Raw genomic sequence first — 21,920 nt, forward strand, 5'->3', positions numbered from 1 at the left:
GACACATGACGGCGACAACGGGCAGGGCGGACGAGTTCCGCGCCGCGCGGGACTTCCTGCTGGAGCACCGCGCGGACTACGCCACGGCCTACCGGGGCTTCCGCTGGCCCCGCCCGGAGCACTTCAACTGGGCCCTCGACTGGTTCGACGTCTTCGCGCGGGACAACGACCGCACCGCCCTGCACATCGTGGAGGAGGACGGCGAGCGTGTCGAGGTCTCCTTCGCCTCGATGTCCGAGCGCTCCGACCGGGTCGCCAACTGGCTGCGCGCCCAGGGCGTGCGGGCCGAGGACCGCATCCTCGTCATGCTCGGCAACCAGGTGGAGCTCTGGGAGACGGCCCTCGCCGCGATGAAACTGCGCGCCGTCGTCATCCCGGCCACCCCGCTGCTCGGCGCCCTGGACCTGGTGGACCGGGTCGAACGCGGCCGGGTGCGCCATGTCGTCGCGCGGGCCGAGGACACCGCGAAGTTCGACGCGGTCCCGGGCGACTACACCCGTATCGCGGTCGGCGGCACCCGCCCCGGCTGGCAGGCGTACGAGGACGCGGCCGGGGCCGACGCCGCCTTCGAGCCCGACGGCCCCACCCACGCGGACGACCCCCTGATGCTCTACTTCACCTCGGGCACCACCGCCCGGCCCAAGCTGGTGGAGCACACCCACGTCTCGTACCCGGTCGGCCACCTGGCCACCATGTACTGGATCGGGCTCAAGCCCGGGGACGTCCATCTGAACATCTCCTCACCCGGCTGGGCAAAGCACGCCTGGTCGAATCTCTTCGCGCCGTGGAACGCGGAGGCGACCGTCTTCCTCTACAACTACACACGCTTCGACGCGGGCCGGCTGATGGCCGAGATGGACCGGGCCGGCGTCACCACGTTCTGCGCCCCGCCCACCGTGTGGCGCATGCTCATCCAGGCCGATCTGAGCCTGCTACGGACCCCGCCGCGCGAGGTCGTCGCCGCCGGCGAGCCGCTGAACCCCGAGGTCATCGAGCAGGTCAGGCGCGCCTGGGGCGTCACCATCCGGGACGGCTTCGGGCAGACGGAGACAGCCGTCCAGGTCTCCAACAGCCCCGGCCAGCAACTCAAGACCGGCTCCATGGGCCGCCCCAGCCCCGGCTTCCGCGTCGAGCTGCTCGATCCGGTCTCCGGCGCGCCCGGCGCCTCGGAGGGCGAGATCTCCCTCGACCTGTCCGAGCACCCCGTGGGCCTGATGACCGGCTACCACGGCGACCCCGACCGTACGGCGGAGGCGATGGCGGGCGGCTACTACCGCACCGGGGACATCGGCTCGCGCGACGCCGACGGCTACATCACCTACGTCGGCCGAAGCGACGACGTCTTCAAATCCTCCGACTACAAGATCTCGCCCTTCGAGCTGGAGAGCGCGCTCCTGGAGCACGAGGCCGTCGCCGAGGCCGCCGTGGTCCCGGCCCCCGACGAACTGCGCCTGGCCGTCCCGAAGGCGTACGTCGTCCTCGCCGCCGGGTACGAGCCGGGCCCCGACACCGCCAAGGTGCTCTTCGAGCACGCGCGCACGGTCCTCGCCCCCTACAAGCGCATCCGCCGGCTGGAGTTCGGCGAACTTCCCAAGACCGTCTCCGGCAAGATCCGCCGGATCGAGCTGCGCGAGGCCACGTCCGCCGGCTCGGAGGCCGAGTACCGCGAGGAGGACTTCCGGTGAGTGAACTGTCGTACGCGCACGGGACGAGCGGCACGACGCTGCTCGGCGACACCATCGGGGCCAACCTCGACCGGGCCGTCGCGGCCTGGCCGGACCGTGAGGCGCTGGTCGACGTGCCCTCGGGCCGGCGCTGGACGTACGCCCGATTCGGAGCGGACGTCGACCGGTTGGCGTACGCGCTGCTCGCCAGTGGCATCGCCAAGGGCGACCGGGTGGGCATCTGGGCCGTCAACTGCCCGGAGTGGGTGCTCGTCCAGTACGCCACCGCCCGTATCGGCGCGATCATGGTGAACATCAATCCGGCGTACCGCACCCACGAGGTGGAGTACGTCCTCAACCAGGCCGGGATCTCGCTGCTCTTCGCCTCGCTCAGCCACAAGGGCAGCGACTACCGGGCGATGGTCGAGGAAGTGCGCGGCAGGTGCCCGCAGTTGAGGGAGTCCGTCTACTTCGGGGACCCGGGCTGGGACGCCCTGCTCAGACGCGGAACCCCTGACCTGTACGAGGAGTTCCACGTCCGCGGGAGCGAGCTGTCCTGCGACGACCCCATCAACATCCAGTACACCTCGGGCACGACGGGCTTCCCCAAGGGAGCCACGCTCTCCCACCACAACATCCTCAACAACGGTTATTTCGTTGGTGAGTTGATCGCCTACTCCGAGCAGGACCGGGTCTGTGTCCCCGTGCCCTTCTATCACTGCTTCGGCATGGTGATGGGAAACCTGGCCGCCACGTCGCACGGCGCCTGCATGGTCATCCCCGCGCCGTCGTTCGACCCCGCGGCGACCCTGAACGCCGTGCAGCAGGAGCGGTGCACCTCGCTCTACGGCGTACCCACCATGTTCATCGCGGAGTTGAACCTCCCCGACTTCGCGACGTACGACCTGTCCACCCTGCGCACCGGCATCATGGCGGGCTCGCCCTGCCCGGTCGAGGTGATGAAACGGGTGGTCGCCGAGATGCACATGGAGGAGGTCTCCATCTGCTACGGCATGACGGAGACCTCGCCCGTCTCGCTCCAGACCCGCCGGGACGACGACCTGGAACACCGCACGGGCACGGTCGGCCGGGTCCTGCCGCACCTGGAGGTGAAGGTCGTCGACCCCGTGGACGGGGTGACGCGGCCGCGCGGCAAGGCCGGGGAGCTGTGCACCCGCGGCTACAGCGTGATGCTCGGCTACTGGAACGAGCCCGAGAAGACCGCCGAGGCCGTCGACGCGGGGCGCTGGATGCACACGGGCGACCTCGCCGTGATGCGCGAGGACGGGTACGTCGAGATCGTCGGCCGCATCAAGGACATGATCATCCGGGGCGGCGAGAACATCTACCCGCGCGAGATCGAGGAGTTCCTGTACGCCCATCCGAAGATCGCCGACGTCCAGGTGGTCGGCGTTCCCCATGAGCGCTACGGCGAGGAGGTGCTCGCCTGCGTCATCCCGCGCGATCCGGCCGAGCCCCTCACCCTGGACGAGCTGCGCGCCTTCTGCGAGGGCCGGCTGGCGCACTACAAGATCCCCAGCCGGCTGCGCGTCCTGGAGGCCTTCCCGATGACGGTCTCGGGGAAGGTGCGGAAGATCGAACTGCGGGAGACGTACGCCGAGTAGGCGCCCGGGACGCTCGCGCCTCCCCGGCCCGTGCCGGGGCCCGGCGGTCAGTCCGTGACGGCGATGAGCGCGTCGGCCGGACTGTTCACCGGCTGGGGTGTGCCCGTGAGGTCCAGGACGAACAGGGGGACGCCGAGGGTGTCGGCGCGGGCGCGGGCGTCCTCGGCGTACCCCGCCAGGGAGAAGAAGACGCAGTCCGCCGACTCCGTCATGGCGGTCAGCCACAGACACTCCACGTCACGCAGCGAGGCCGGCCGCACGGTGGGGTCCACCTGGGCGAGGATGCCGCGCGCCGCGAGCCCGATTCCGGACGGCGGCCGCTGGTCGGCGCGCCGGATGTCGCGGTAGCCGAGCCAGCCCAGATACAGCGCGGCGGCGGTGACGGCGTCGCGCGCGGTACGAATGGTGACGGGCCGGAACGCCGGCCGACCCGCCCGCGCCCCCTCGTCGGCCCCCCGCCCGCCGTCCGTTCCTGCGCCCTGGTCCCCGCCCCGGGCAGTGTCCCGTGACGCGTCGGCCTCGGCGTGGTCCCCGTTCCGGCCGCCGCCCCGGGGCGGGCCGGCCCCGGCGTCCCGGCCGGGCTTCCGGGGCCGGAGGGTGGCCCGGGGCGCACCGGTCCCCGCTTTCCCCTCCCGCTCCCCGGAGGCGACGGGATCCTCGCCCTCGCCCCGGGGTTCCGGCCGGGACGGGGTGAGGTCCGCGCCGTGGGGTTCCGGCCGGGACGGGGTGCGGTCCGTGGGGTTCGGCGGGCGGGCGGGCCGCGCCGCGCCGGCCGCCCGCAGCGGGATCCGCAGCGTCGTTCCGCAGGTGCAGCCCAGTTCGGGGTGCGGCCACTGGCTCTCGCGGCCGCAGGCGTCGCACCGGACCGTGGTCCATTCGTCGTCCCACGCGCGGTGGGTGATGGGAGCCGGCTCCGCGCGGCGGTCGAGCGGCGCCGTCACAGGCGATCCGCACACGCAGGGGTAGGACGGGGCCGCGTACAGGTGCTCGCGGCGGCAGGCCGGACACCGCACCGGCACGCTCTCGGCCATGGACCGCTCCAGAAGCTCACATCGGGTTTCGGCGCGTCCATCGTCCTCCTGCCGGACGACGTCCGGCAGCGAAACGCCGTGACGCGTGTCGGCCCGGCCGGAGGCGGCGCCCACCGTTGACACTCCCTGCCCCGCCGCCTACATTGCTTCCAGATAGTAGAAGTTAGTTTCCGTAATGCGGAATATGGAATGGCGAATACGGATCAACGGGCTCTCCGCGGGCGCGACGGGAGCACGCATCCGACAGGCGAAGCAGGAGTTCTCCATGGCTCGTATGACCGCTGCCCGCGCGGCAGTCGAGATCCTCAAGCGCGAAGGCGTGACCGACGCGTTCGGAGTTCCGGGCGCGGCGATCAACCCCTTCTACGCGGCGCTCAAGGCGTCCGGCGGGATCAGTCACACCCTTGCCCGTCATGTCGAGGGCGCCTCGCACATGGCCGAGGGCTACACCCGGACGCATCCGGGCAACATCGGTGTCTGCGTCGGCACTTCGGGCCCCGCCGGAACCGACATGGTCACCGGTCTCTACTCCGCGAGCGGGGACTCGGTCCCGATCCTGTGCATCACCGGCCAGGCGCCGACCGCGGTGATCCACAAGGAGGACTTCCAGGCCGTCGACATCGCCTCGATCGCGGGGCCCGTCACGAAGATGGCGGTCACCGTGCTGGAGGCCGCGCAGGTTCCCGGCGTCTTCCAGCAGGCCTTCCACCTGATGCGCTCCGGGCGCCCCGGGCCCGTCCTGATCGACCTGCCCATCGACGTCCAGCTCGCCGAGATCGAGTTCGACCCCGAGACGTACGAGCCGCTCCGGGCGTACAAGCCCGCCGCGACCCGCGCCCAGATCGAGAAGGCGATCGGGCTGCTGAACGCCTCCGAGCGCCCCCTGATCGTGGCCGGCGGCGGGGTCATCAACGCAGACGCCGCCGAACTGCTCGTCGAATTCGCCGAGTTGACGGGAATCCCGGTCGTCCCGACGCTCATGGGCTGGGGCGTGCTGCCCGACGACCACGAACTCAACGCGGGCATGGTGGGCCTCCAGACCTCGCACCGCTACGGCAACGCGACGTTCCTGGAGTCCGACTTCGTCCTCGGCGTCGGCAACCGCTGGGCCAACCGCCACACCGGCGACCTGAAGGTCTACACGGCCGGGCGGAAGTTCGTGCACGTCGACATCGAGCCCACCCAGCTCGGACGGATCTTCGCCCCGGACTTCGGCATCGCCTCCGACGCCAGGGCCGCCCTGGAACTCTTCGTCGAGGTGGCGCGGGAGTCGAAGGAGGCGGGCACGCTGCCCGACCGCTCCGCGTGGGCCGCCGCCGCGCAGGAGAAGCGGGCCACGCTCCAGCGCCGGACGCACTTCGACGACATCCCGATCAAGCCGCAGCGCGTCTACGAGGAGATGAACAAGGCCTTCGGCCCGGAGACGCGGTATGTCTCCACCATCGGTCTCTCACAGATCGCCGGTGCCCAGATGCTGCACGTCTACCGGCCGCGCCACTGGATCAACTGCGGTCAGGCGGGCCCGCTCGGCTGGACGATCCCGGCGGCGCTCGGCGTCGCCAAGGCCGACCCCGGCGCGCAGGTCGTCGCCCTCTCCGGCGACTACGACTTCCAGTTCATGATCGAGGAACTGGCCGTCGGAGCCCAGCACCGGATCCCGTACGTCCATGTCCTGGTGAACAACGCCTACTTGGGCCTGATCCGGCAGGCGCAGCTCGGTCTGGACATCGACTTCCAGGTCAATCTGGAGTTTGAGAACATCAACTCGCCCGAGCTCGGCGTCTACGGCGTCGACCACGTCAAGGTCGTCGAGGGCCTCGGCTGCAAGGCGATCCGGGTCACCGACCCGGGCGAACTCGGCGCCGCCTTCGAGCGGGCCAAGAAGCTCGCCGCCGAGTTCCAGGTCCCCGTCGTCGTCGAGGCGATCCTGGAGCGCGTCACCAACATCGCCATGAGCAGGACGAACGACATCGGGAACGTGGTCGAGTTCGAGGAGATCGCGACCGAGCCCGGCCACGCGCCCACGGCGATCAGAACACTGAAGGCCTGACGCGGAGTTCGCTCCCGGTCCGTGCGGCCCGTCCCAAGTGGCTGGCCGCACGGGCGCGTTGTTCCCAGGAGCGGGCGGGTCCGGCATGCTCGCCCCATGCGGATGACCGTCCCCACCCACCTCGGCGACATCGCCGTACGCTGCCTCGACCCCCTCCCCGGCGCCCGGCCGGCGGGAGCCCCGGCCCCGTCCGGCGCCCCCGCGCTGCTGCTCCTGCACGCCAACCCCGGGGACGGCCGCGACTTCGACGCCGTGCTGCCCGCCCTCGCCGACCGGTACCGCACGTTCGTCGTGGACTGGCCCGGCTACGGCGGCTCGACCGCCCCGGAACCCGGGCGGGTCACACCCGAAGGCCTGGTGGAGGTCGCGGAGCGGGTCATCGACGCGCTCCGCGAGGAGCGGGGTGTGCGGGAGGTCGCCGTGCTCGGCAACAGCGTCGGCGGCTACGTCGCCTGCCGTCTGGCCGAGGGCCCCCGTGCCGCGTCGGTCACCGCGCTGATCCTGGTCGACCCGGCGGGCTTCACCCGGCACAGCGCGCTCACCCGCTGGTTCTGCCGCGAGGTGATGGGCCGTCCCGCCCGTGCCCGCCGGCTCGTCGTCCCGCTGGCCCGCGCCTATCTGGGCCGGATGGGCACCCCGAGCGCGCGGGAGACGTACGCCCGTGTGCGCCGGCTGCCGCACGACGAGCGGCGACTGGCGGTGCACTGCGCGCTCTGGCGCGGCCTCGCCGGCCCGGACTTCGGCCTCGCGGACCCCGCCGCCCTCGACCTGCCGATCCTGCTCCTGTGGGGGAGCCGCGACCCCGTCGTCCCCGCGTTCCTCGACGGCCGCCGCGCCCAACGCGCGCTTCCCGCGCGGACGTTGAGTGTCGTGCTGCCCACGGGCCACGAGCCGTACAACGAGCGCCCGGGTCTCTTCCTGCGGCATGTCCTGCCGTTCCTGGAGAATCCGCGGGCGGTCACCGCGCGCCGCCTCAAGCCCGCCGGCCGCACCCGCGGCCGCTGAGCCGGAACAGACGCGGGGCGAGCACGGTGATCGTGGCGCCCGCACGGGGCCGGTCACGCAGCAGCGCGACGGTCCGAGGCCTTGGCCCGACCGCCGCGCTTCCGCTCATGGTGCTACCCCCGTGCCCCCGTTCGGGACCCGCCGCCCCCGTGCCGGCGGGCCCCGTGTGCCGAGGATGTGCCTTATCCGGCCGCAGGTGAAGCCCCTGGGGCAGTGTTCAGAGGTTGATTTGAGGGTTCCGTAGGCGTCCTACGCCCGCTTGCGTACGGACGGAGTCCGTTCGGCGCCCGTTTCGGCTCGTGGATCAAGGGTCGCGACGCGCGGTCCGGGGCGTACGGGGTACGGCGTACGGTCCTCAGACCTCCGTGTGCTCGGAGAGTCCTGGCCAGTCGTCGGGGCCGCCGCCCTGCCACTCGATGATGTCGCTCTCCTCGACCTCGACCGCGTCGAGGTCGACGTCCGCCTGGCGCAGGATCTCGACCACGTCGTCGAGGTGATACGCGATGCCGAGCACCCGGTCGCCCTCGGTGACCCGCCGCGACCCGTCCAGTGCCGGTGTGTGCACCACGATCCTGGGGAATTCCATGCCGTCAGCCTCCATGGTCCAAGGCTGCTGGCCGCGGCCGCGATCCGCACCCGGAGGCGGCGCCCCGAGCCGGGTCGCCGACGGGCCGCGGGGCTGGTGCCGTCCGACGGCGCGAGGCTGGGCGCGACAGTACGTTCGCGCCGCCGGACGGGGTCTGTGGGGCCGGGCCGAAGCCATGCCGTGGCCGGAGAGGAGAGGGGCGGCCGAATCGGGGTGCGTGGGCCCGAATCGGGGTGCGTGGGCCCCAAGCCGAGGCTCATGGGCCCGAGACCGAGGTGCGTGGGCCCGAGGCCGAGGTGTGGCTGGGACCGCGGCGGCGGCGATGGACCGGGGTCACCCTTCCCTCAGGTCGAGAAGGGGAACCGGATCCTTCACCACCGCACTGGCTCGCGCGCCGCCGCGGTCCTCACCCCGCCCGCACCGTGTCCCAAGCGGCCACCCCTCATCCGGGCCGTTCGTGACGCGGTCCGGGAGCTCATCTCTCCGAACGCGGATCCGGGTCGCGGCGGCGCCTGGGCGCGACAGGACAGATGTCGGCGCCGCCGCGGCCCGGACGTTCGAGGTGTCCGCTCAGACGCGGGTGCCGGAGAGGCGTTCGACCGCGCGCAGCAGCGCGGAGTGGTCCAGGCCCCCGTCGCCCTGTGCGCGCAGGGCGGCGACGAGCTGGGCGACCACGGCTCCCACGGGCAGCGCGGCGCCCACGGCGCGGGCGGCGTCCGTGACGATGCCCATGTCCTTGTGGTGCAGGTCGACGCGGAAGCCGGGCTTGAAGTCGCGGTTCAGGAAGTTGTCCTTCTTGCGGGCCAGCACGGTGGAACCGGCGAGGCCGCCGCCGAGGACGTCGAGCGCCGCCCTCAGGTCCACGCCGGAACGCTCCAGGAAGACCACGGCCTCGGCGCACGCCTGGATGTTCACGGCGACGATCAGCTGGTTGGCCGCCTTCACGGTCTGGCCCGAGCCGTGCGGACCGCACAGCACGATGGTCCTGCCCAGCGCCTCGAAGAGGGGCTCCGCCTCGTCGAAGGCGGCCTGCTCACCGCCCACCATGATCGACAGCACGGCCTCGACCGCCCCGGCCTCGCCGCCGGACACCGGGGCGTCCAGGACTCGGATCCCCTTCTCGGCACCGGCCCTCGCGAGGTCCACCGAGGTCTGCGGGGTGATCGAGGACATGTCGATCAGCAGCGTGCCGGGCCGCACGTTCTCCAGGATGCCGTCGGGGCCGTACGCGATGGCCTCGACCTGCGGGGAGGCGGGCACCATCGTGATCACCACGTCGGCGTCCCGCACGGCCTCCGCGATCGAGCCGGCGGCGGTGCCGCCCGCGGCGGCCAGGCGCTCCAGCTTGTCCCGCTCCAGCGTGTAGCCGGTGACGCCGTACCCGGCCTTGATCAGGTTCTCCGCCATGGGCGAGCCCATGATGCCGAGCCCGATCCATGCCACCTTGGGGAGGTTGTCGCTCATGAGGGTGCCTCTCTGGAAGATCCGCTGCGTCATCGGGGTGCCGCTCAGCGGGCGGCCCGGGCCGCGGGGGGCAGCCAGTCGAAGGCCCGCGCGCTCGGCCGGTCGCCCGGCTTGTACTCCAGGCCGACCCAGCCGGCGTATCCGGCCCCGGTGAGCTGGTCGAGGAGCTCTTCGAGGGGGAGCGCGCCGGTGCCCGGTGCGCCCCGGCCGGGGCTGTCGGCGATCTGCACATGGCCGGTCCGGTCGGCGTAGGCGGCGATCACCCGCGGCAGGTCCTCGCCGTTCATGGCGAGGTGGTAGAGGTCCATGAGGAACCTGGTGTTGCCGAGGCCGGTCGCCGCGTTGACCTTGTCCACGACGGCGATGCCCGCCGCGGCGCTCACCAGCGGATAGTCCGGCGACTCCCGTTCGTTGAGGGTCTCGACGAGGAGAATCGCGCCGATCCGGTCGGCGGCCCGGGCCGCGAGGACCAGGTTCTCCAGCGCGAGCGCGTCCTGCTCGTCGGGGTCCACGCCGTCGACGCGGTTGCCGTACAGGGCGTTGAGCGCCGTGCAGCCCAGCGACCCGGCGAAGTCGGCGGCCACGTCGATGTTGGCCCGGAACCTCGCGGACTCCTCCCCGGGGAGGGAGAGGGCGCCCCGGTCCGGGCCGGGCAGCCGTCCGGCGTAGAAGTTCAGCCCTGTCAGCCGGACACCGGCGGCCTCGATCGCCGTCCTCAGGGCGTCGAGCTCGGACCGCTCGGGGGTGGGGGAGCCGACCCAGGGCCACCACAGCTCGACCGCGGTGAAGCCCGCCGCAGCGGCGGCGGCGGGGCGCTCCAGGAGCGGGAGTTCCGTGAAGAGGATCGACAGATTGACGTTGAAGCGCTGGTCCGCGAAACCCATGGGGTCGGCGCTCCCTTCCGTGTCGGCGGCCGTGCTGTCGGACCGGCCGGAGGTCGAGGGTTCTTCCGCGGCGATTCCCCATCGCGAGAAATTCCGTATCGCGGAAACTTGTTTCTGCTCAATGGAAGATTGCCGCCGGGTCGCGGGGGTTGTCAAGGGGGTCCGGCGGAAAGCCGTGGCCGTGACCCGCTCCCGCCGCAGGGGGCTTGCCGGGGTGTCCGCGGCGCGCAGTAGGTTGAGCCCGTGCGATTGAGAGTGGAGTTCACGACCGAGCCCTTCGACCTCGACGAGGCGCCCCGGCACGCCCTGGTCGCCCGTGAGGTCATCGAGGCGGCCGACCTGGACGCCGTGGACGTCGGCCCGTTCGGCAACACCGCGGAGGGCGGGGCGGACGCCGTGCTCACCGCCGTCGAGGCGCTGCTGCGCCAGGTCCTGGACGCGGGCGCCACCCGGGTCTCGCTCCAGGTCAACGTCGTCGCGGCGACGGGGGAGGGCGATAAGTGACCGGAATCGCGGACGATCCCTTCGTCGCGGCGGTCAAACCGCTGGTCGACGCCATGGGCGGCGAGATGCTGGCGCCCGAGCTGGCCGGCGTCGACGACGTCGTGCTGTCCTGGGAGGGCGCGGACGTCGTCGCCGTGCGCCTGCCCCAGCTCGCCGACTCGCTCGACCACATCCTGGCCGCCCTGGAGCGCAAGCGGGGCAAGCCGCTCGCCGAGCTCGACCGCAAGGCCAAGCAGGAGATCGTGCGCATACTGGAAGCCCGTGGGGCCTTCTCCGTGCGGCACGGCGTGGAGACCGTGGCGAGCGCTCTCGGCGTGAGCCGGTTCACCGTTTACAACTACCTGAATCGCGAAAAGGGCGCCTGACCGGCGCGAACACGCCTCGGGGCGGCCAGGTGTCACCGGCCGCCACCTCGCCGCCGTCCGGACGACCGGACGGCGGCTTTCGTCACCTCCCGTAACGCGAAGTTTTCAACAAAGTGTTGACGTCGGTTCGCCGGGGGCGTTAGCTGTCCGCAGCCCGTCCAGCACACGGCCACGGAGGCTTCCCATGGAGTCGAGTACGGCATCCGGCGGCCTCGCCCGCTTCAACACCCTTGAGGAGTCCGCGGCCTTCGCCGTCCTCCACGAGGTGTGCGCCTCGCGGGCGTGGGCCGAACGGCTGCTCTCCGCCCGTCCCTACAGCAGCGCCGAGGACCTGTACGCCGAGAGTGACGCGGCCACCGCGGGCCTCGCCGTCGCCGACCTGACGGCGGCGATGGCGGGGCACCCGCCCATCGGGCGGCCGAAGCCCGGCGACCCGGCCTCCTCCCGTGAGCAGCGCGGGATGGCCGGCGCCTCCGCGGAGCTCAAGGAGGAGATGCTCGAACTGAACCTGGCCTACCAGGAGAAGTTCGGCCACGTCTTCCTCATCTGCGCCACCGGCCGGAGCGGGGAGCAGATGCGCGACGCGCTCAAGGGGCGGATCGGCAACCCGGCCGAGCGGGAGAGCGAGATCGTCCGCGTCGAACTGGGAAAGATCAACCGCATCCGGCTCGGCCGTCTCGTCAGGGACCCCGTACAGGAGGAAGAGGCATGAGCACCGACACCACGGCCTCCGTGTCCACCCACATCCTGGACACCAGCGTGGGCCGCCCCGCGCGCGGCGTCGCGGTCCGGCTCGCCGCCCGCGCGGGGCGCGAAGGGGACTGGCGGGCGCTCGGCGGTTCCGCGACCGACGCGGACGGCCGGTGCAAGGACCTTCCGGCACTGCCGGAGGGTACGACCCATGTACGGCTCGACTTCGAGGTCGAGCGGTACTTCGAGCAGGATCCGGCGACAACGACACAGCGAGCCGATGCGCAGCAGGACGCCCCCGCGAATCGGGACAGCGAGACGTTCTTCCCCGAGGTGACGATCACCTTCGCCGTCAGGCCGGGCGAGCACTACCACGTACCGCTGCTGCTCAACCCGTTCGGCTACTCCGTTTACCGAGGGAGCTAGCAGACATGACCGAACCTTCCCGCCAGGGCCGCCCGGTGCTCCTGGGGCAGAACCAGTACGGCAAGGCCGAGAACCGCGTCGTGAGGATCACCCGCGACGGCGCCACGCACCACATCAAGGACCTGAACGTGTCCGTCGCGCTGAGCGGCGACATGGACGAGGTCCACCTCTCCGGCTCCAACGCGAACGTCCTGCCGACGGACACCACCAAGAACACGGTGTACGCCTTCGCCAAGGAGCACGGCATCGAGTCCGCCGAGCGGTTCGGGATCCATCTCGCCCGGCACTTCGTGACCAGCCAGGAACCGATCCAGCGGGCGCGCGTCCGTATCGAGGAGTACGCCTGGGAGCGCATCGGGGCCCCGGACGCCGCGTCCCGGGCCGCCGGCGCGGACGAGGCCCGGCACTCCTTCGTCCGCAAGGGCCAGGAGACTCGCGTCACCCAGATCACCTACGACGGTGAGGCGTGGGAGGTCGTCTCGGGCCTGAAGGACCTCGTCGTGATGAACTCGACGAACTCCGAGTTCTGGGGCTACGTCAAGGACAGGTACACGACGCTCCAGGAGGCGCGCGACCGCATCCTGGCCACCCAGGTCTCCAGCCGCTGGCGCTTCGGCTGGAGCGGCGACGAGCAGCGGATGCCCGACTGGGACAAGTCCTACGACGAGGTCAGGAAGCACATGCTCCAGGCCTTCGCGGACACCTACTCCCTCTCGCTCCAGCAGACCCTCTATGAGATGGGCGCGCGGATCATCGACCACCGCGACGAGATCGACGAGGTCCGCTTCTCGCTGCCGAACAAGCACCACTTCCTGGTCGACCTGACGCCGTTCGGCCTCGAGAACGACAACGAGGTCTACCTCGCGGCCGACCGTCCGTACGGGCTCATCGAGGCCACCGTCCTGCGCGACGGCCGCGACCCGCGCATCCCGGTGGACCTCACCAACCTGTAGGACCGCACCCGGCGGTCCACCCGGACCGCCCCCGCGGTACTGCCGCTGTACCCCCGACGCGGGCGCCGGCGTCACATCCCAGGGGAGAGCGGGGGCATCTGCGCAACCACAGCACCACGGACCCGGTCGTCACCCCGCTCGGCCCCCGGGTCCGTCCGCCGACGGGAAGAACGAGGAACCGCAGTGGCAGTCCAGCGCATCGTCATCGAGAACTGCGCCATCGCGACCGTGGACGCGGCCGACACCGAGTACGCCTCGGGGCACATCGTCGTCGCCGACAACATGATCGAGTCGGTGGGCTCCGGAAAGGCCCCCGGCGATCTGGAGAACGTCGTCCGCCGCATCGACGCGACGGGCCATCTGGCCACGCCCGGTCTGGTGAACACCCATCACCACTTCTACCAGTGGATCACCCGCGGCCTCGCCACGGACCACAACCTCTTCGACTGGCTCGTCGCGCTCTACCCGACCTGGGCCCGCATCGACGAACCCATGGTCCACGCGGCCGCCCAGGGCTCCCTCGCCATGATGGCCCGCGGCGGCGTCACCACCGCCATGGACCACCACTACGTCTTCCCCAAGGGCTCCGGCGACCTGTCCGGCGCCGTCATCCGGGCCGCCCGCGAGACCGGCGTCCGCTTCACCCTCGCCCGTGGCTCCATGGACCGCAGCGAGAAGGACGGCGGACTGCCGCCGGACTTCGCCGTCGAGACCCTCGAAGGGGCGCTCGCCGCCACCGAGGCGACCGTCGACGAGCACCACGACGCCTCCTTCGCCAGCATGACCCAGATCGCCGTCGCGCCCTGTTCGCCCTTCTCCGTCTCCACCGAACTCATGCGGCAGGGAGCCGAGTTGGCCCGCCGTAAGGGGGTACGGCTGCACACGCACGGTTCGGAGACCGTGGAGGAGGAGCAGTTCTGCAAGGAGCTGTTCGGCATGGGCCCGACGGACTACTTCGAGTCGACCGGCTGGCTCGGCGAGGACGTGTGGATGGCGCACTGCGTCCACATGAACGACGCCGACATCGCCGCCTTCGCCCGTACGAAGACCGGTGTCGCGCACTGTCCCTCCTCCAACGCCCGGCTGGCCGCGGGTATCGCCCGGGTCCCCGACATGCTGGCGGCCGGCGTCCCCGTCGGTCTCGGCGTCGACGGCACCGCGTCCAACGAGTCGGGCGAACTCCACACCGAGCTGCGCAACGCCCTGCTCATCAACCGGCTCGGCGCCCACCGCGAGGCCGCCCTGAACGCCCGTCAGGCACTGCGCCTGGGCACTTACGGCGGGGCTCAAGTCCTCGGCCGCGCGGGCCAGATCGGCTCCCTGGAGGCGGGCAAGCTCGCCGACCTGGTGCTGTGGAAGCTGGACACGCTGGCACACGCCTCGATCGCCGATCCGGTGACAGCGCTGGTCCTGGGCGCCGCCGCCCCGGTCACCCTCTCGCTCGTGAACGGCAGACCGGTCGTCGAGGACGGCCACCTGCTGCACGTCGACGAGGACGCCATCGCCCGCTCCACGCGGGACGAGGCACAGCGTCTGGCGCGGATCGCCGGGCGGGCCTGACCGCCGCGGAACTCCGGCCGAGGGGGACGGCCCTCGGCCGGTAGCCGTGGACCCGAGCGGGGTCCACGGCGGCCGCCGCCGGGGCGCGCACGGACGTGCGCGCCCCGGAACGGTCTCCACCGCGCGGACTCGGGTTCCGTCAGCCGATGTGGTAACTGTCGCCGTAGACCTTCCAGTCCAGTGGTGTGTTCAGGTTCAGGTTCCGGTTGCGCAGGAACACACGTTGCGCGGTGTCGACCCGACTGGTGTCGGAGTGCGCCTCCTCCTGCTTCATGGCCCACACCCGCGCGTCGAGGAAGGCGTTCAGATACGTCACCTCGTCGCCGCCCTGGGCCGGCGGTTTGGCCTTCGCGAGCGCGCGCCGCCGGATGCTGCCGAAGCTGGTGCTGTCGTCGCCGTCGCCGTGCATGACGATGGCGTCGTAGTACGTGAACTGGCCGAGGGCGCCTATCCCGTCGGCCTTGCCCTGCCCGACGGCCGGGTTGAAGTAGACGCGGTCGCGCTCGTCGTTCTGGGCCTGCTGGAACGCCGAGTCCTGGGCGGCCCGGCGCCAGGCCGCCGGGAACCCGGGGTCGAGACCCTCGTGGGAGTCGCTGCCGTCGACCTCGCGGAGCGCGGGCAGGTACGTGGCCAGCACGTTGCCGGGCTTGCGCCGGTTGTACAGCTCGACGAGGTCGAGCATGTCGTGGGTGCCGGAGCAGAAGCCGATGATCCCGGCGGTGTAGCCGCGCCCGTCGCCGATGTCCTCGATGTACTTGTACTGCGCCTTCCAGTCCAGCGAGGAGTTCTCCGCGCTGGAGACCAGCTTCATGGCGATCTCCTTCTTCGCCGGGTCGTCCAGACCGGCGGCGGCGGCCGTCGCGGACTGGCCGGTGAGGAGCGGGGCCGCCACCAATGAGGCTCCGATCAGGGTGAGCAGGGTGCGACGCGAAGTGCCTGAGTGGGGGGTGCGCACGGTACCTCCGTTGGGGGAGTGATGTTGCCGCGTACTGTTAGGAAAGTTTCCTACCAGATTTCGGAGGCAACGTATACCCGTCGGGAGAAAGGGAGTTGACGCTTCGCTGGTTCGACAGCGGCGATCGGGGCGGGAGTTCGGACTCCGCCCGCGGGGGAGCCGAGGGTGCTCGCCGGGGCCGCAGCAGAGCGGCGGCGAGGGCCAGGGCCACGGCGGTGACAGCCGTGGCCACGGTGAACGCCAGCCGGTAGCCGTCCGCCGTCGCCGCCACGGCATCCTCGCCCGCACCGGTCAGGCGCTCGGTACGGCCCGCCGCCAGGGTCGTCAGTACCGCGAGACCCAGTGAACCTCCCACCACCTGTGTGGTGTTGAAGAGTCCGGAGGCCAGGCCCGCGTCCTCGGCGCGGGCACCCGACATCGCGAGCCCCGTCACCGCGGGCATCGCGGCCGCGAACCCCGCCGAGAGCAGGAGGAGCGCGGGCAGCACGTCGGTGAGGTACACCCCCTCGGTCGGGGCGCGGCCGAGCAGGGCCAGACCGGCCGTGATGAGGGCGAGTCCGGAGAGCAGGACGCGGTACGGGCCGAAGCGGGCGACCGTGCGCGCCGACAGACTCAGCATCAGCGCGCCGATGACCACCGGCGCGGGCAGGAACGCCGTCCCGGTGAGCAACTCGCTGTAACCGAGCACCCGCTGGAGGTAGAGGGCGCCGATGTACTGGAAGCCGTACATCCCGGCGATCATCAGGATCTGCACGCCGTTCGCGCTCGCCAGGGTCCGGGAGCGCAGCAGCCGCAGCCGCAGCAGGGGGCGGGCCGCCCGCGCCTGGCGGAGGGTGAACCCGGCGAAGAGGGCGAGGGCGAGCGCGCCGAGGGCGAGGGTGCCGCCGAGGCCCCGCTCGGCGGAGCCGACGATCGTGTACACGGTCAGCATCAGAGCGCCGGTGACCAGGGCGGCGCCGGGGAAGTCGGCGCCCCGGCCGAGGCCGGACCCTTTGTCGGGGGCGAGGATCCGGAGCGCGGCGACCCAGGCCGCCACCCCGATCGGCAGGTTGATCAGAAAGATCCAGTGCCAGCCGAGGGTCTGCGTCAGCGCACCGCCGAGGAAGGTGCCGAGCGCCCCGCCCGCGGCGCCGACCGCGCTGAACACCGCGATGGCGCGGCCCTGTTCGCGGCGCTCGGGGAAGAGCGCCACCAGCATGCCGAGGACGACGGCCGAGGTCATCGCCCCGCCGACGCCCTGGAGAGCGCGGGCGGCGATCAGGGTGCCCTGCCCGTCGGCGACCCCGCACAGCACGGAGGCCGCCGTGAACACCGCGAGGCCGGCCGTGAACATCCGCCGGCGGCCCACCAGGTCGCCGAGCCTCCCCGCGAGCAGCAGCAGTCCGCCGAACGGGATCAGATAGCCGTTCACGACCCAGGCGAGCCCGGCGGCCGAGAAGCCGAGGTCCCCCTGGATCGCGGGCATGGCGACGGTGACGATGTTCCCGTCCAGGATCGTCATCAGCGTGCCCGCGCACAGGACGGCGAGCGCGGCCCACCGGGAGCGCGGTCGGGGTGCCGACGGATTCGCCGGTCCGGTCCGGGGCAGCATGACGGTGACCTCCGTGTTCTCCATGGACGGTGTCGGATCCATGGACGTTCTCCCTTGGTGCACGACTTGTAACGGGGTACATCGTCAGTGACCATGGAGACCGGCATAAGGAGGCACTTCGATGTCCCAGGGGAACACCGGTGTTACCTCGCAGGCAGTGCTCGCGCAGGCGTGCCCGGTCCGCGAGGTTCTTGACAGGGTCGCGGGAAAATGGAGCGTGCTGATCATCGTGGCCGCCGCGCACGGACCGATCCGCTTCACGGAACTGGAGCGCAGCATCGAGGGGATCAGCCGCCGGATGCTGACGCTGACCCTGCGCAATCTCGAACGCGACGGCCTCGTCACCCGCACCGTGCATCCCACGGTGCCGCCGAAGGTGGAGTACGAACTGACTCCGGTGGCACGGGAGTTGCACGCCACCCTGCTATCCCTGACCGACTGGGCCGAGCGCAACCGCGTCACCATCGCCGAGTCCCGCGCGGCCTACGACGCCGAGCACCGGCCGGAGTTGCTGGACGCCTAGGTCCGGCCGGCCGGGTCGGGCCGTCGGAGAGCCGCCGTGTTCGCGGCCCGTAAGGCGGGTGCGGGGCTCAGTTCTCGTAGAACGCGGGGTCGGTGGCCATCGACGCGAAGTGCTTCCGGGCGTCGGGCAGCAGTCGGCGCTCCGTCAGGTCCATCAGACCGCCGACCGCCGTGATCTCGGCGACCACCGTGCCGTCCGCCTTGACGATGGTCTGCTCCACGCGGAAGCTCTTGCCCGTGCCCCACAGGAAGGCGCACGTGACCTCGACGTCGTCGCCCGCGAGCAGCTCGCGCCGGTAGCGGATGGTCGTCTCCAGCACGACGGGGCCCACCCCGCGGGCCGCCAGCGTGGCCTGACTGATCCCGGACGCGTGCAGCAGCGACCAGCGGGCGTGTTCGGCGTACTGGAGATACACGCTCTGGTTGAGATGCCCCTGCACATCGGTCTCGTACCCGCGAACGGTCACGGGGACGGAAAACGGTTCTGCCACGACTTTCCTCTCGGCGACTGCGACGACTGCGACGGCTGTGCTGCTGCGACGACCACGACGACCGCTGGGACACTGACGGCGTCATCGGCTTGAACGGCGTTCCCGGCGGGTCTCACGCCCGCCGGGGTGAGGCCAGGACGAACCGGGCGCCCGTGCGCGGCTCCGTGTGCTCTCCGGCGTGCCAGCCCGCCTTCTCCAGGGAGGCCGCGCAGGCCCGCAGCGCCCCGGGGTCCGGCTCGTGCACGGCGACGGCCTCCGGCTGCGGTGTCGGCCGTATCCGGTAACCCCCGCCGTCCGCTCCGGCGGGCCGGTGCCCGGCCGCCTCCAGCGCGAGCGCCGCGGCCTGGACCAGATGCGTACGCTCCCAGGCGCACGGAAGGTCGGTCGCGCCGTCCGGACGGGTCATCCGGCGCAGTTCCAGGAGCCCCTGCCAGGCGCCGCGCACCTCCCTCAGCCGCGCGGGGCCCGCCTCGGGCCCCTCCTCGCCACCGGTCCGCGCCGCGAACACCCCCGTAGCCGGAGCGGACGCCGCCGGAGCGGACGGCTCCGGTGCACCGGCATCGTCCGAAGCCCCGGGCGACTCGCGCAGCCGGTGCCCGGCCGGCGTCAGGAAGTGGTCGCGCGGGGGACGAGGATGGCGGAAGGCCAGCCCGCGCCGCACCAGGGCGGTGAGCTGGGCCTCCGTGCCCTTCAGCCGCCCGGTCACGGGGTCGGCGGCCTCGATGACGCGCCGCTGCGCGGCGGTCGGCGGTCGTGTCACGGCGCGCTCCCTCCACCACCCGGTGGTGCCACGGCGCTCCGGCCCGGCCGCGGCTCAGTGTTCCTCCGCTCCCTCTCCCACCGAGGAGAGGAAGTCATGGGAACAGTACGCGTCGGGTCTGACATTCCAGCCGGCCACCACATGCCGGCGGTGCTCCGTGCTGAGCCGGCTCATCGTCCCGGTGGCGAGCTGGAAGAGGGCGCCGGACCCGGCGCTCAGACCGAGCCGCCGCGCGGTCAGCACCCGCAGGAAGTGGCCGTGCGAGACGACGACCACGCTGCCCTCCGACTCCGAGAGCGCCGCGTCGATCCGGGCCAGCACCCGCTCGGCGCGCGCCCCGACCTCGTCCGGACTCTCTCCCGGGTGTTCGGGCGGCCCGGGGGAGACACCGTCGGTGAACAGGAACCAGTCGGGCCGCTCCCGGTGGATCTCGACGGTCGTGACCCCCTCGTACCCGCCGTAGTCCCATTCGCGCAGGTCCGCGTCGACGTGCGCGCGGCCGATCCCGGCCAGCTCGGCCGTCTCCCGCGCCCGGCGCATCGGACTGACGAAAGCGGCCGCGATGTGGTGCCGGGCGATCAGCGGGCCGAGCCGCCGCGCCTGCTCGCGGCCGTTGTCGGTCAGCGGAACATCGGTCGACCCCGTGTGCCGCCCGGACATCGACCATTCGGTCTCACCGTGCCGTACGAGGAGCAGGTCACCCATCGCCGTGCCCTTCCGTCCCTGCGTCAGCTGCTGTCCCTCGTACGGTGACACCGGGCGGGCCGGACCGCAGCACCGGATCCTCCGGTCGGCCCACCCGGGGCCTCAGCCCTTCTCCTGCCGGTACCCGCTCAGGAACCGGCCGATCCGGCCGATCGCCGCGTCCAGGTCGTCGGCGTGCGGGAGCGTGAGGATGCGGAAGTGGTCAGGGCGCGGCCAGTTGAAGCCGGTCCCCTGGACGACCTGGATCTTCTCGCGCAGCAGCAGGTCAAGGACGAACTTCTCGTCGTCGTGGATCGGATGCACGGCCGGGTCGATGCGCGGGAACGCGTACAGCGCGCCCTTGGGTTTCACGCACGAGACCCCGGGGATCTCGTTGAGCTTCTCCCAGGCGCGGTCGCGCTGCTCGCGGAGCCGGCCGCCGGGCCCGGTCAGCTCGTGGATCGACTGGCGGCCGCCGAGCGCGGCCTGGATGGCGTACTGCGCCGGGGCGTTGGCGCACAGCCGCATGGAGGCCAGCATCGTCAGCCCCTCCAGGTAGCTGCGCGCGTGCTGCTTGGGGCCTGTGACGACCAGCCAGCCGGAACGGAAGCCCGCGACGCGGTAGGTCTTCGACAGGCCGCAGAAGGTGAGGACGACCAGGTCGGGGGCGAGGGCGGCGGCCGAGTGGTGCACCTCGTCGTCGTACAGGATCTGGTCGTAGATCTCGTCGGCGAACACCATCAGACCGTGGCGTCGCGCGAGGTCGAGGATGCCCTCGACGATCTCCTTCGGATAGACCGCGCCCGTCGGGTTGTTGGGGTTGATGATGACGACCGCGCGGGTCCGGTCGGTGATCTTCGCCGCCATGTCGTCCAGGTCCGGGTACCAGTCGGACTGTTCGTCGCAGAGATAGTGAACGGCCTTGCCGCCGGCGAGCGTCGTGACGGCCGTCCAGAGCGGGAAGTCCGGTGCGGGGATGAGGACTTCGTCACCGTCCTCGATCAGGGCCTGGACGGCCATGGAGATCAGCTCCGAGACGCCGTTGCCGAGGAACACGTCGTCCACGCCGACCTCCAGGCCCCGGTCCTGGTAGCGCTGGGCGACGGCCCGGCGGGCGGACAGGATGCCGCGCGAGTCGGTGTAGCCGTGCGCCCGGGGCAGCATCCGGATCATGTCCTGGAGGATCTCCTCCGGTGCCTCGAAACCGAAGAGGGCGGGATTGCCGGTGTTCAGGCGCAGCACGCTGTGGCCCGCCGCCTCCAGTGCGTCGGCGTGCTCGATCACCGGGCCGCGGATCTCGTAACAGACCTCGCTGAGCTTGCTCGACTGCCGGAACTCCATGCGCTGCGCCCTCCGGTTGTGGTGTTGCTTGGTTTTACCAAGTATGAGCTTGGAAAGTCCAACAAGATAGCTAGACTGCCTCGCATGCCAGTGCGCCGAAGCTACGACCAGTTCTGTTCCGCGGCCCGTGCCCTCGACGCGGTCGGGGACCGGTGGACCCTCCTGATCGTCCGCGAACTGCTCGGCGGACCGCGCCGGTACACCGATCTGCACGCCGATCTGCCGGGCGTCAGCACCGACGTCCTCGCCTCCCGGCTCAAGGACATGGAGCGCGACGGGCTGGCCGGCCGCCGGCGGCTGCCGCCTCCGGGGGCTGCCTACGTCTACGAACTCACCGCCCGGGGAAGGGATCTGCTGCCCGTCCTCCAGGCGCTCGGGGAGTGGGGCGCGCCCTCGCTGGGCGAGCGGCGTCCCACCGACGCCGTACGGGCCCACTGGTTCGCGCTGCCGCTGCTGCGCCAGCTGGGCGCCGTCGGGGTGAGGGAAGGGCTGGTCGAAGTCCGCCTGGACGAAGGCCTGTTCCATGTGTGGCTCGATGCCGGGGAGGGGCCGCTCTACGGCGACGGGCCGGCCCCGCGGGAGCCGGACGCCCGTCTGGCGCCGGACGCGCGCGCGTGCGAGGCCATGAACCGGGGAGCCCTGACGCTGCTCGACGCGCTGCGTGAGCGGAGCGTGGACGTGAAGGGCGACGGACCACTCGCCGAAGCGCTCCGCCAGGCGTGACGCGGTCCGGGGCGGGCGCCCGCCCCGACCCCGTCCCCGCCCGCCG

The 21,920-nt window shown here is 71.7% G+C and carries 22 protein-coding genes; 12 read left to right on the forward strand and 10 right to left on the reverse strand.

What is annotated here, in order from left to right:
• Positions 1–5 precede the first annotated feature (5 nt).
• Positions 6–1,685, forward strand: coding sequence for an AMP-binding protein (locus ACF07B_RS11865; RefSeq protein WP_392178840.1), 1,680 nt, complete (start codon positions 6–8; stop codon positions 1,683–1,685).
• Positions 1,682–3,289, forward strand: a complete 1,608-nt coding sequence (locus tag ACF07B_RS11870; RefSeq protein WP_392178841.1) for an AMP-binding protein — start codon at positions 1,682–1,684, stop codon at positions 3,287–3,289. The genes ACF07B_RS11865 and ACF07B_RS11870 overlap by 4 nt, the downstream gene beginning before the upstream one ends.
• Positions 3,290–3,336: 47 nt before the next feature.
• Here ACF07B_RS11870 and ACF07B_RS11875 read toward each other — a convergent pair whose 3' ends face one another.
• Entirely contained in the window at positions 3,337–4,320 is a 984-nt protein-coding gene (locus tag ACF07B_RS11875; RefSeq protein ID WP_392178842.1) for a hypothetical protein, read from the reverse strand.
• Positions 4,321–4,585: 265 nt separating this feature from the next.
• Between ACF07B_RS11875 and gcl the strand changes: the two genes are divergently transcribed.
• Together gcl and ACF07B_RS11885 are read left to right on the forward strand one after the other, a co-directional pair.
• A complete protein-coding gene (gene gcl, locus ACF07B_RS11880) occupies positions 4,586–6,370 on the forward strand; it encodes a glyoxylate carboligase (RefSeq protein ID WP_392178843.1) in 1,785 nt (594 codons plus the stop codon).
• A 96-nt stretch (positions 6,371–6,466) separates the two neighbouring features.
• Entirely contained in the window at positions 6,467–7,375 is a 909-nt protein-coding gene (locus ACF07B_RS11885) for an alpha/beta fold hydrolase (RefSeq protein WP_392178844.1), read from the forward strand.
• A gap of 355 nt (positions 7,376–7,730) precedes the next feature.
• Here the strand turns inward: ACF07B_RS11885 and ACF07B_RS11890 are convergent, their stop codons facing one another.
• The 3 genes from ACF07B_RS11890 to ACF07B_RS11900 all read right to left on the reverse strand — a co-directional run bounded on the left by ACF07B_RS11890 (position 7,731) and on the right by ACF07B_RS11900 (position 10,309).
• Positions 7,731–7,961: a hypothetical protein gene (locus ACF07B_RS11890; protein WP_362392186.1), complete on the reverse strand. Its 231-nt coding sequence runs from the start codon at positions 7,959–7,961 to the stop codon at positions 7,731–7,733.
• A gap of 570 nt (positions 7,962–8,531) precedes the next feature.
• Positions 8,532–9,425: a 2-hydroxy-3-oxopropionate reductase gene (locus ACF07B_RS11895; protein ID WP_369483948.1), complete on the reverse strand. Its 894-nt coding sequence runs from the start codon at positions 9,423–9,425 to the stop codon at positions 8,532–8,534.
• 44 nt (positions 9,426–9,469) lie between these two features.
• Positions 9,470–10,309, reverse strand: coding sequence for a TIM barrel protein (locus ACF07B_RS11900; RefSeq protein ID WP_392178845.1), 840 nt, complete (start codon positions 10,307–10,309; stop codon positions 9,470–9,472).
• A 243-nt stretch (positions 10,310–10,552) separates the two neighbouring features.
• On the opposite strand from ACF07B_RS11900, the gene ACF07B_RS11905 reads away from it, so the two are divergent.
• The 6 genes from ACF07B_RS11905 to ACF07B_RS11930 all read left to right on the forward strand — a co-directional run bounded on the left by ACF07B_RS11905 (position 10,553) and on the right by ACF07B_RS11930 (position 14,807).
• The gene (locus tag ACF07B_RS11905; protein WP_392178846.1) at positions 10,553–10,813 is read left to right on the forward strand and encodes a thiamine-binding protein; all 261 of its coding nucleotides are present in this window, start codon (positions 10,553–10,555) and stop codon (positions 10,811–10,813) included.
• Positions 10,810–11,178 carry a helix-turn-helix domain-containing protein gene (locus ACF07B_RS11910; RefSeq protein WP_326784752.1) on the forward strand — a complete coding sequence of 123 codons (369 nt, stop codon included), beginning with the start codon at positions 10,810–10,812 and terminating at the stop codon, positions 11,176–11,178. The genes ACF07B_RS11905 and ACF07B_RS11910 overlap by 4 nt, the downstream gene beginning before the upstream one ends.
• Positions 11,179–11,362: 184 nt before the next feature.
• Positions 11,363–11,890 (forward strand): 2-oxo-4-hydroxy-4-carboxy-5-ureidoimidazoline decarboxylase, encoded by a 528-nt coding sequence (gene uraD, locus ACF07B_RS11915; RefSeq protein ID WP_392178847.1) that lies wholly within the window; start codon positions 11,363–11,365, stop codon positions 11,888–11,890.
• Positions 11,887–12,294 carry a hydroxyisourate hydrolase gene (gene uraH, locus ACF07B_RS11920; RefSeq protein WP_328672249.1) on the forward strand — a complete coding sequence of 136 codons (408 nt, stop codon included), beginning with the start codon at positions 11,887–11,889 and terminating at the stop codon, positions 12,292–12,294. The genes uraD and uraH overlap by 4 nt, the downstream gene beginning before the upstream one ends.
• Before the next feature lie 5 nt (positions 12,295–12,299).
• Positions 12,300–13,247, forward strand: a complete 948-nt coding sequence (gene pucL, locus ACF07B_RS11925; protein WP_369483953.1) for a factor-independent urate hydroxylase — start codon at positions 12,300–12,302, stop codon at positions 13,245–13,247.
• A gap of 183 nt (positions 13,248–13,430) precedes the next feature.
• Positions 13,431–14,807, forward strand: a complete 1,377-nt coding sequence (locus tag ACF07B_RS11930; RefSeq protein WP_392178848.1) for an 8-oxoguanine deaminase — start codon at positions 13,431–13,433, stop codon at positions 14,805–14,807.
• 139 nt (positions 14,808–14,946) lie between these two features.
• Here ACF07B_RS11930 and ACF07B_RS11935 read toward each other — a convergent pair whose 3' ends face one another.
• Positions 14,947–15,762, reverse strand: coding sequence for a chitosanase (locus tag ACF07B_RS11935; RefSeq protein ID WP_392178849.1), 816 nt, complete (start codon positions 15,760–15,762; stop codon positions 14,947–14,949).
• A gap of 37 nt (positions 15,763–15,799) precedes the next feature.
• Positions 15,800–17,353, reverse strand: a complete 1,554-nt coding sequence (locus ACF07B_RS11940) for an MFS transporter (protein ID WP_392179191.1) — start codon at positions 17,351–17,353, stop codon at positions 15,800–15,802.
• Positions 17,354–17,474: 121 nt separating this feature from the next.
• Between ACF07B_RS11940 and ACF07B_RS11945 the strand changes: the two genes are divergently transcribed.
• On the forward strand, positions 17,475–17,876 hold the full coding sequence (locus ACF07B_RS11945; protein WP_326784745.1) for a helix-turn-helix domain-containing protein: 402 nt from the start codon (positions 17,475–17,477) through the stop codon (positions 17,874–17,876).
• Between the two features lie 67 nt (positions 17,877–17,943).
• Here ACF07B_RS11945 and ACF07B_RS11950 read toward each other — a convergent pair whose 3' ends face one another.
• The 4 genes from ACF07B_RS11950 to ACF07B_RS11965 all read right to left on the reverse strand — a co-directional run bounded on the left by ACF07B_RS11950 (position 17,944) and on the right by ACF07B_RS11965 (position 21,151).
• Positions 17,944–18,366 (reverse strand): acyl-CoA thioesterase, encoded by a 423-nt coding sequence (locus tag ACF07B_RS11950; RefSeq protein WP_392178850.1) that lies wholly within the window; start codon positions 18,364–18,366, stop codon positions 17,944–17,946.
• Between the two features lie 112 nt (positions 18,367–18,478).
• Positions 18,479–19,126 carry a hypothetical protein gene (locus ACF07B_RS11955; protein ID WP_392178851.1) on the reverse strand — a complete coding sequence of 216 codons (648 nt, stop codon included), beginning with the start codon at positions 19,124–19,126 and terminating at the stop codon, positions 18,479–18,481.
• 54 nt (positions 19,127–19,180) lie between these two features.
• Complete coding sequence (locus ACF07B_RS11960) at positions 19,181–19,831, reverse strand: histidine phosphatase family protein (protein ID WP_392178852.1); 651 nt, start codon at positions 19,829–19,831, stop codon at positions 19,181–19,183.
• Positions 19,832–19,933: 102 nt separating this feature from the next.
• The gene (locus tag ACF07B_RS11965) at positions 19,934–21,151 is read right to left on the reverse strand and encodes a pyridoxal phosphate-dependent aminotransferase (RefSeq protein ID WP_362392160.1); all 1,218 of its coding nucleotides are present in this window, start codon (positions 21,149–21,151) and stop codon (positions 19,934–19,936) included.
• An 84-nt stretch (positions 21,152–21,235) separates the two neighbouring features.
• Here ACF07B_RS11965 and ACF07B_RS11970 point away from each other — a divergent pair, with 84 nt between their 5' ends.
• The gene (locus tag ACF07B_RS11970; RefSeq protein WP_369482230.1) at positions 21,236–21,874 is read left to right on the forward strand and encodes a winged helix-turn-helix transcriptional regulator; all 639 of its coding nucleotides are present in this window, start codon (positions 21,236–21,238) and stop codon (positions 21,872–21,874) included.
• Positions 21,875–21,920: the final 46 nt, after the last annotated feature.

This window comes from Streptomyces sp. NPDC015532 (assembly GCF_043078065.1).
Lineage (GTDB): Bacteria > Actinomycetota > Actinomycetes > Streptomycetales > Streptomycetaceae > Streptomyces.

Excerpts from the sequence above, each read along its gene's own strand:
- ACF07B_RS11865 (WP_392178840.1), top strand. The coding sequence starts at position 6 with ATGACGGCGACAACGGGCAGGGCGGACGAGTTCCGCGCCGCGCGGGAC.
- ACF07B_RS11875 (WP_392178842.1), bottom strand. The coding sequence starts at position 4,320 with ATGGCCGAGAGCGTGCCGGTGCGGTGTCCGGCCTGCCGCCGCGAGCAC.
- gcl (WP_392178843.1), top strand. The coding sequence starts at position 4,586 with ATGGCTCGTATGACCGCTGCCCGCGCGGCAGTCGAGATCCTCAAGCGC.
- ACF07B_RS11885 (WP_392178844.1), top strand. The coding sequence starts at position 6,467 with ATGCGGATGACCGTCCCCACCCACCTCGGCGACATCGCCGTACGCTGC.
- ACF07B_RS11890 (WP_362392186.1), bottom strand. The coding sequence starts at position 7,961 with ATGGAATTCCCCAGGATCGTGGTGCACACACCGGCACTGGACGGGTCG.
- ACF07B_RS11895 (WP_369483948.1), bottom strand. The coding sequence starts at position 9,425 with ATGAGCGACAACCTCCCCAAGGTGGCATGGATCGGGCTCGGCATCATG.
- ACF07B_RS11900 (WP_392178845.1), bottom strand. The coding sequence starts at position 10,309 with ATGGGTTTCGCGGACCAGCGCTTCAACGTCAATCTGTCGATCCTCTTC.
- uraD (WP_392178847.1), top strand. The coding sequence starts at position 11,363 with ATGGAGTCGAGTACGGCATCCGGCGGCCTCGCCCGCTTCAACACCCTT.
- uraH (WP_328672249.1), top strand. The coding sequence starts at position 11,887 with ATGAGCACCGACACCACGGCCTCCGTGTCCACCCACATCCTGGACACC.
- pucL (WP_369483953.1), top strand. The coding sequence starts at position 12,300 with ATGACCGAACCTTCCCGCCAGGGCCGCCCGGTGCTCCTGGGGCAGAAC.
- ACF07B_RS11940 (WP_392179191.1), bottom strand. The coding sequence starts at position 17,353 with ATGCTGCCCCGGACCGGACCGGCGAATCCGTCGGCACCCCGACCGCGC.
- ACF07B_RS11945 (WP_326784745.1), top strand. The coding sequence starts at position 17,475 with ATGTCCCAGGGGAACACCGGTGTTACCTCGCAGGCAGTGCTCGCGCAG.
- ACF07B_RS11960 (WP_392178852.1), bottom strand. The coding sequence starts at position 19,831 with ATGGGTGACCTGCTCCTCGTACGGCACGGTGAGACCGAATGGTCGATG.
- ACF07B_RS11965 (WP_362392160.1), bottom strand. The coding sequence starts at position 21,151 with ATGGAGTTCCGGCAGTCGAGCAAGCTCAGCGAGGTCTGTTACGAGATC.
- ACF07B_RS11970 (WP_369482230.1), top strand. The coding sequence starts at position 21,236 with ATGCCAGTGCGCCGAAGCTACGACCAGTTCTGTTCCGCGGCCCGTGCC.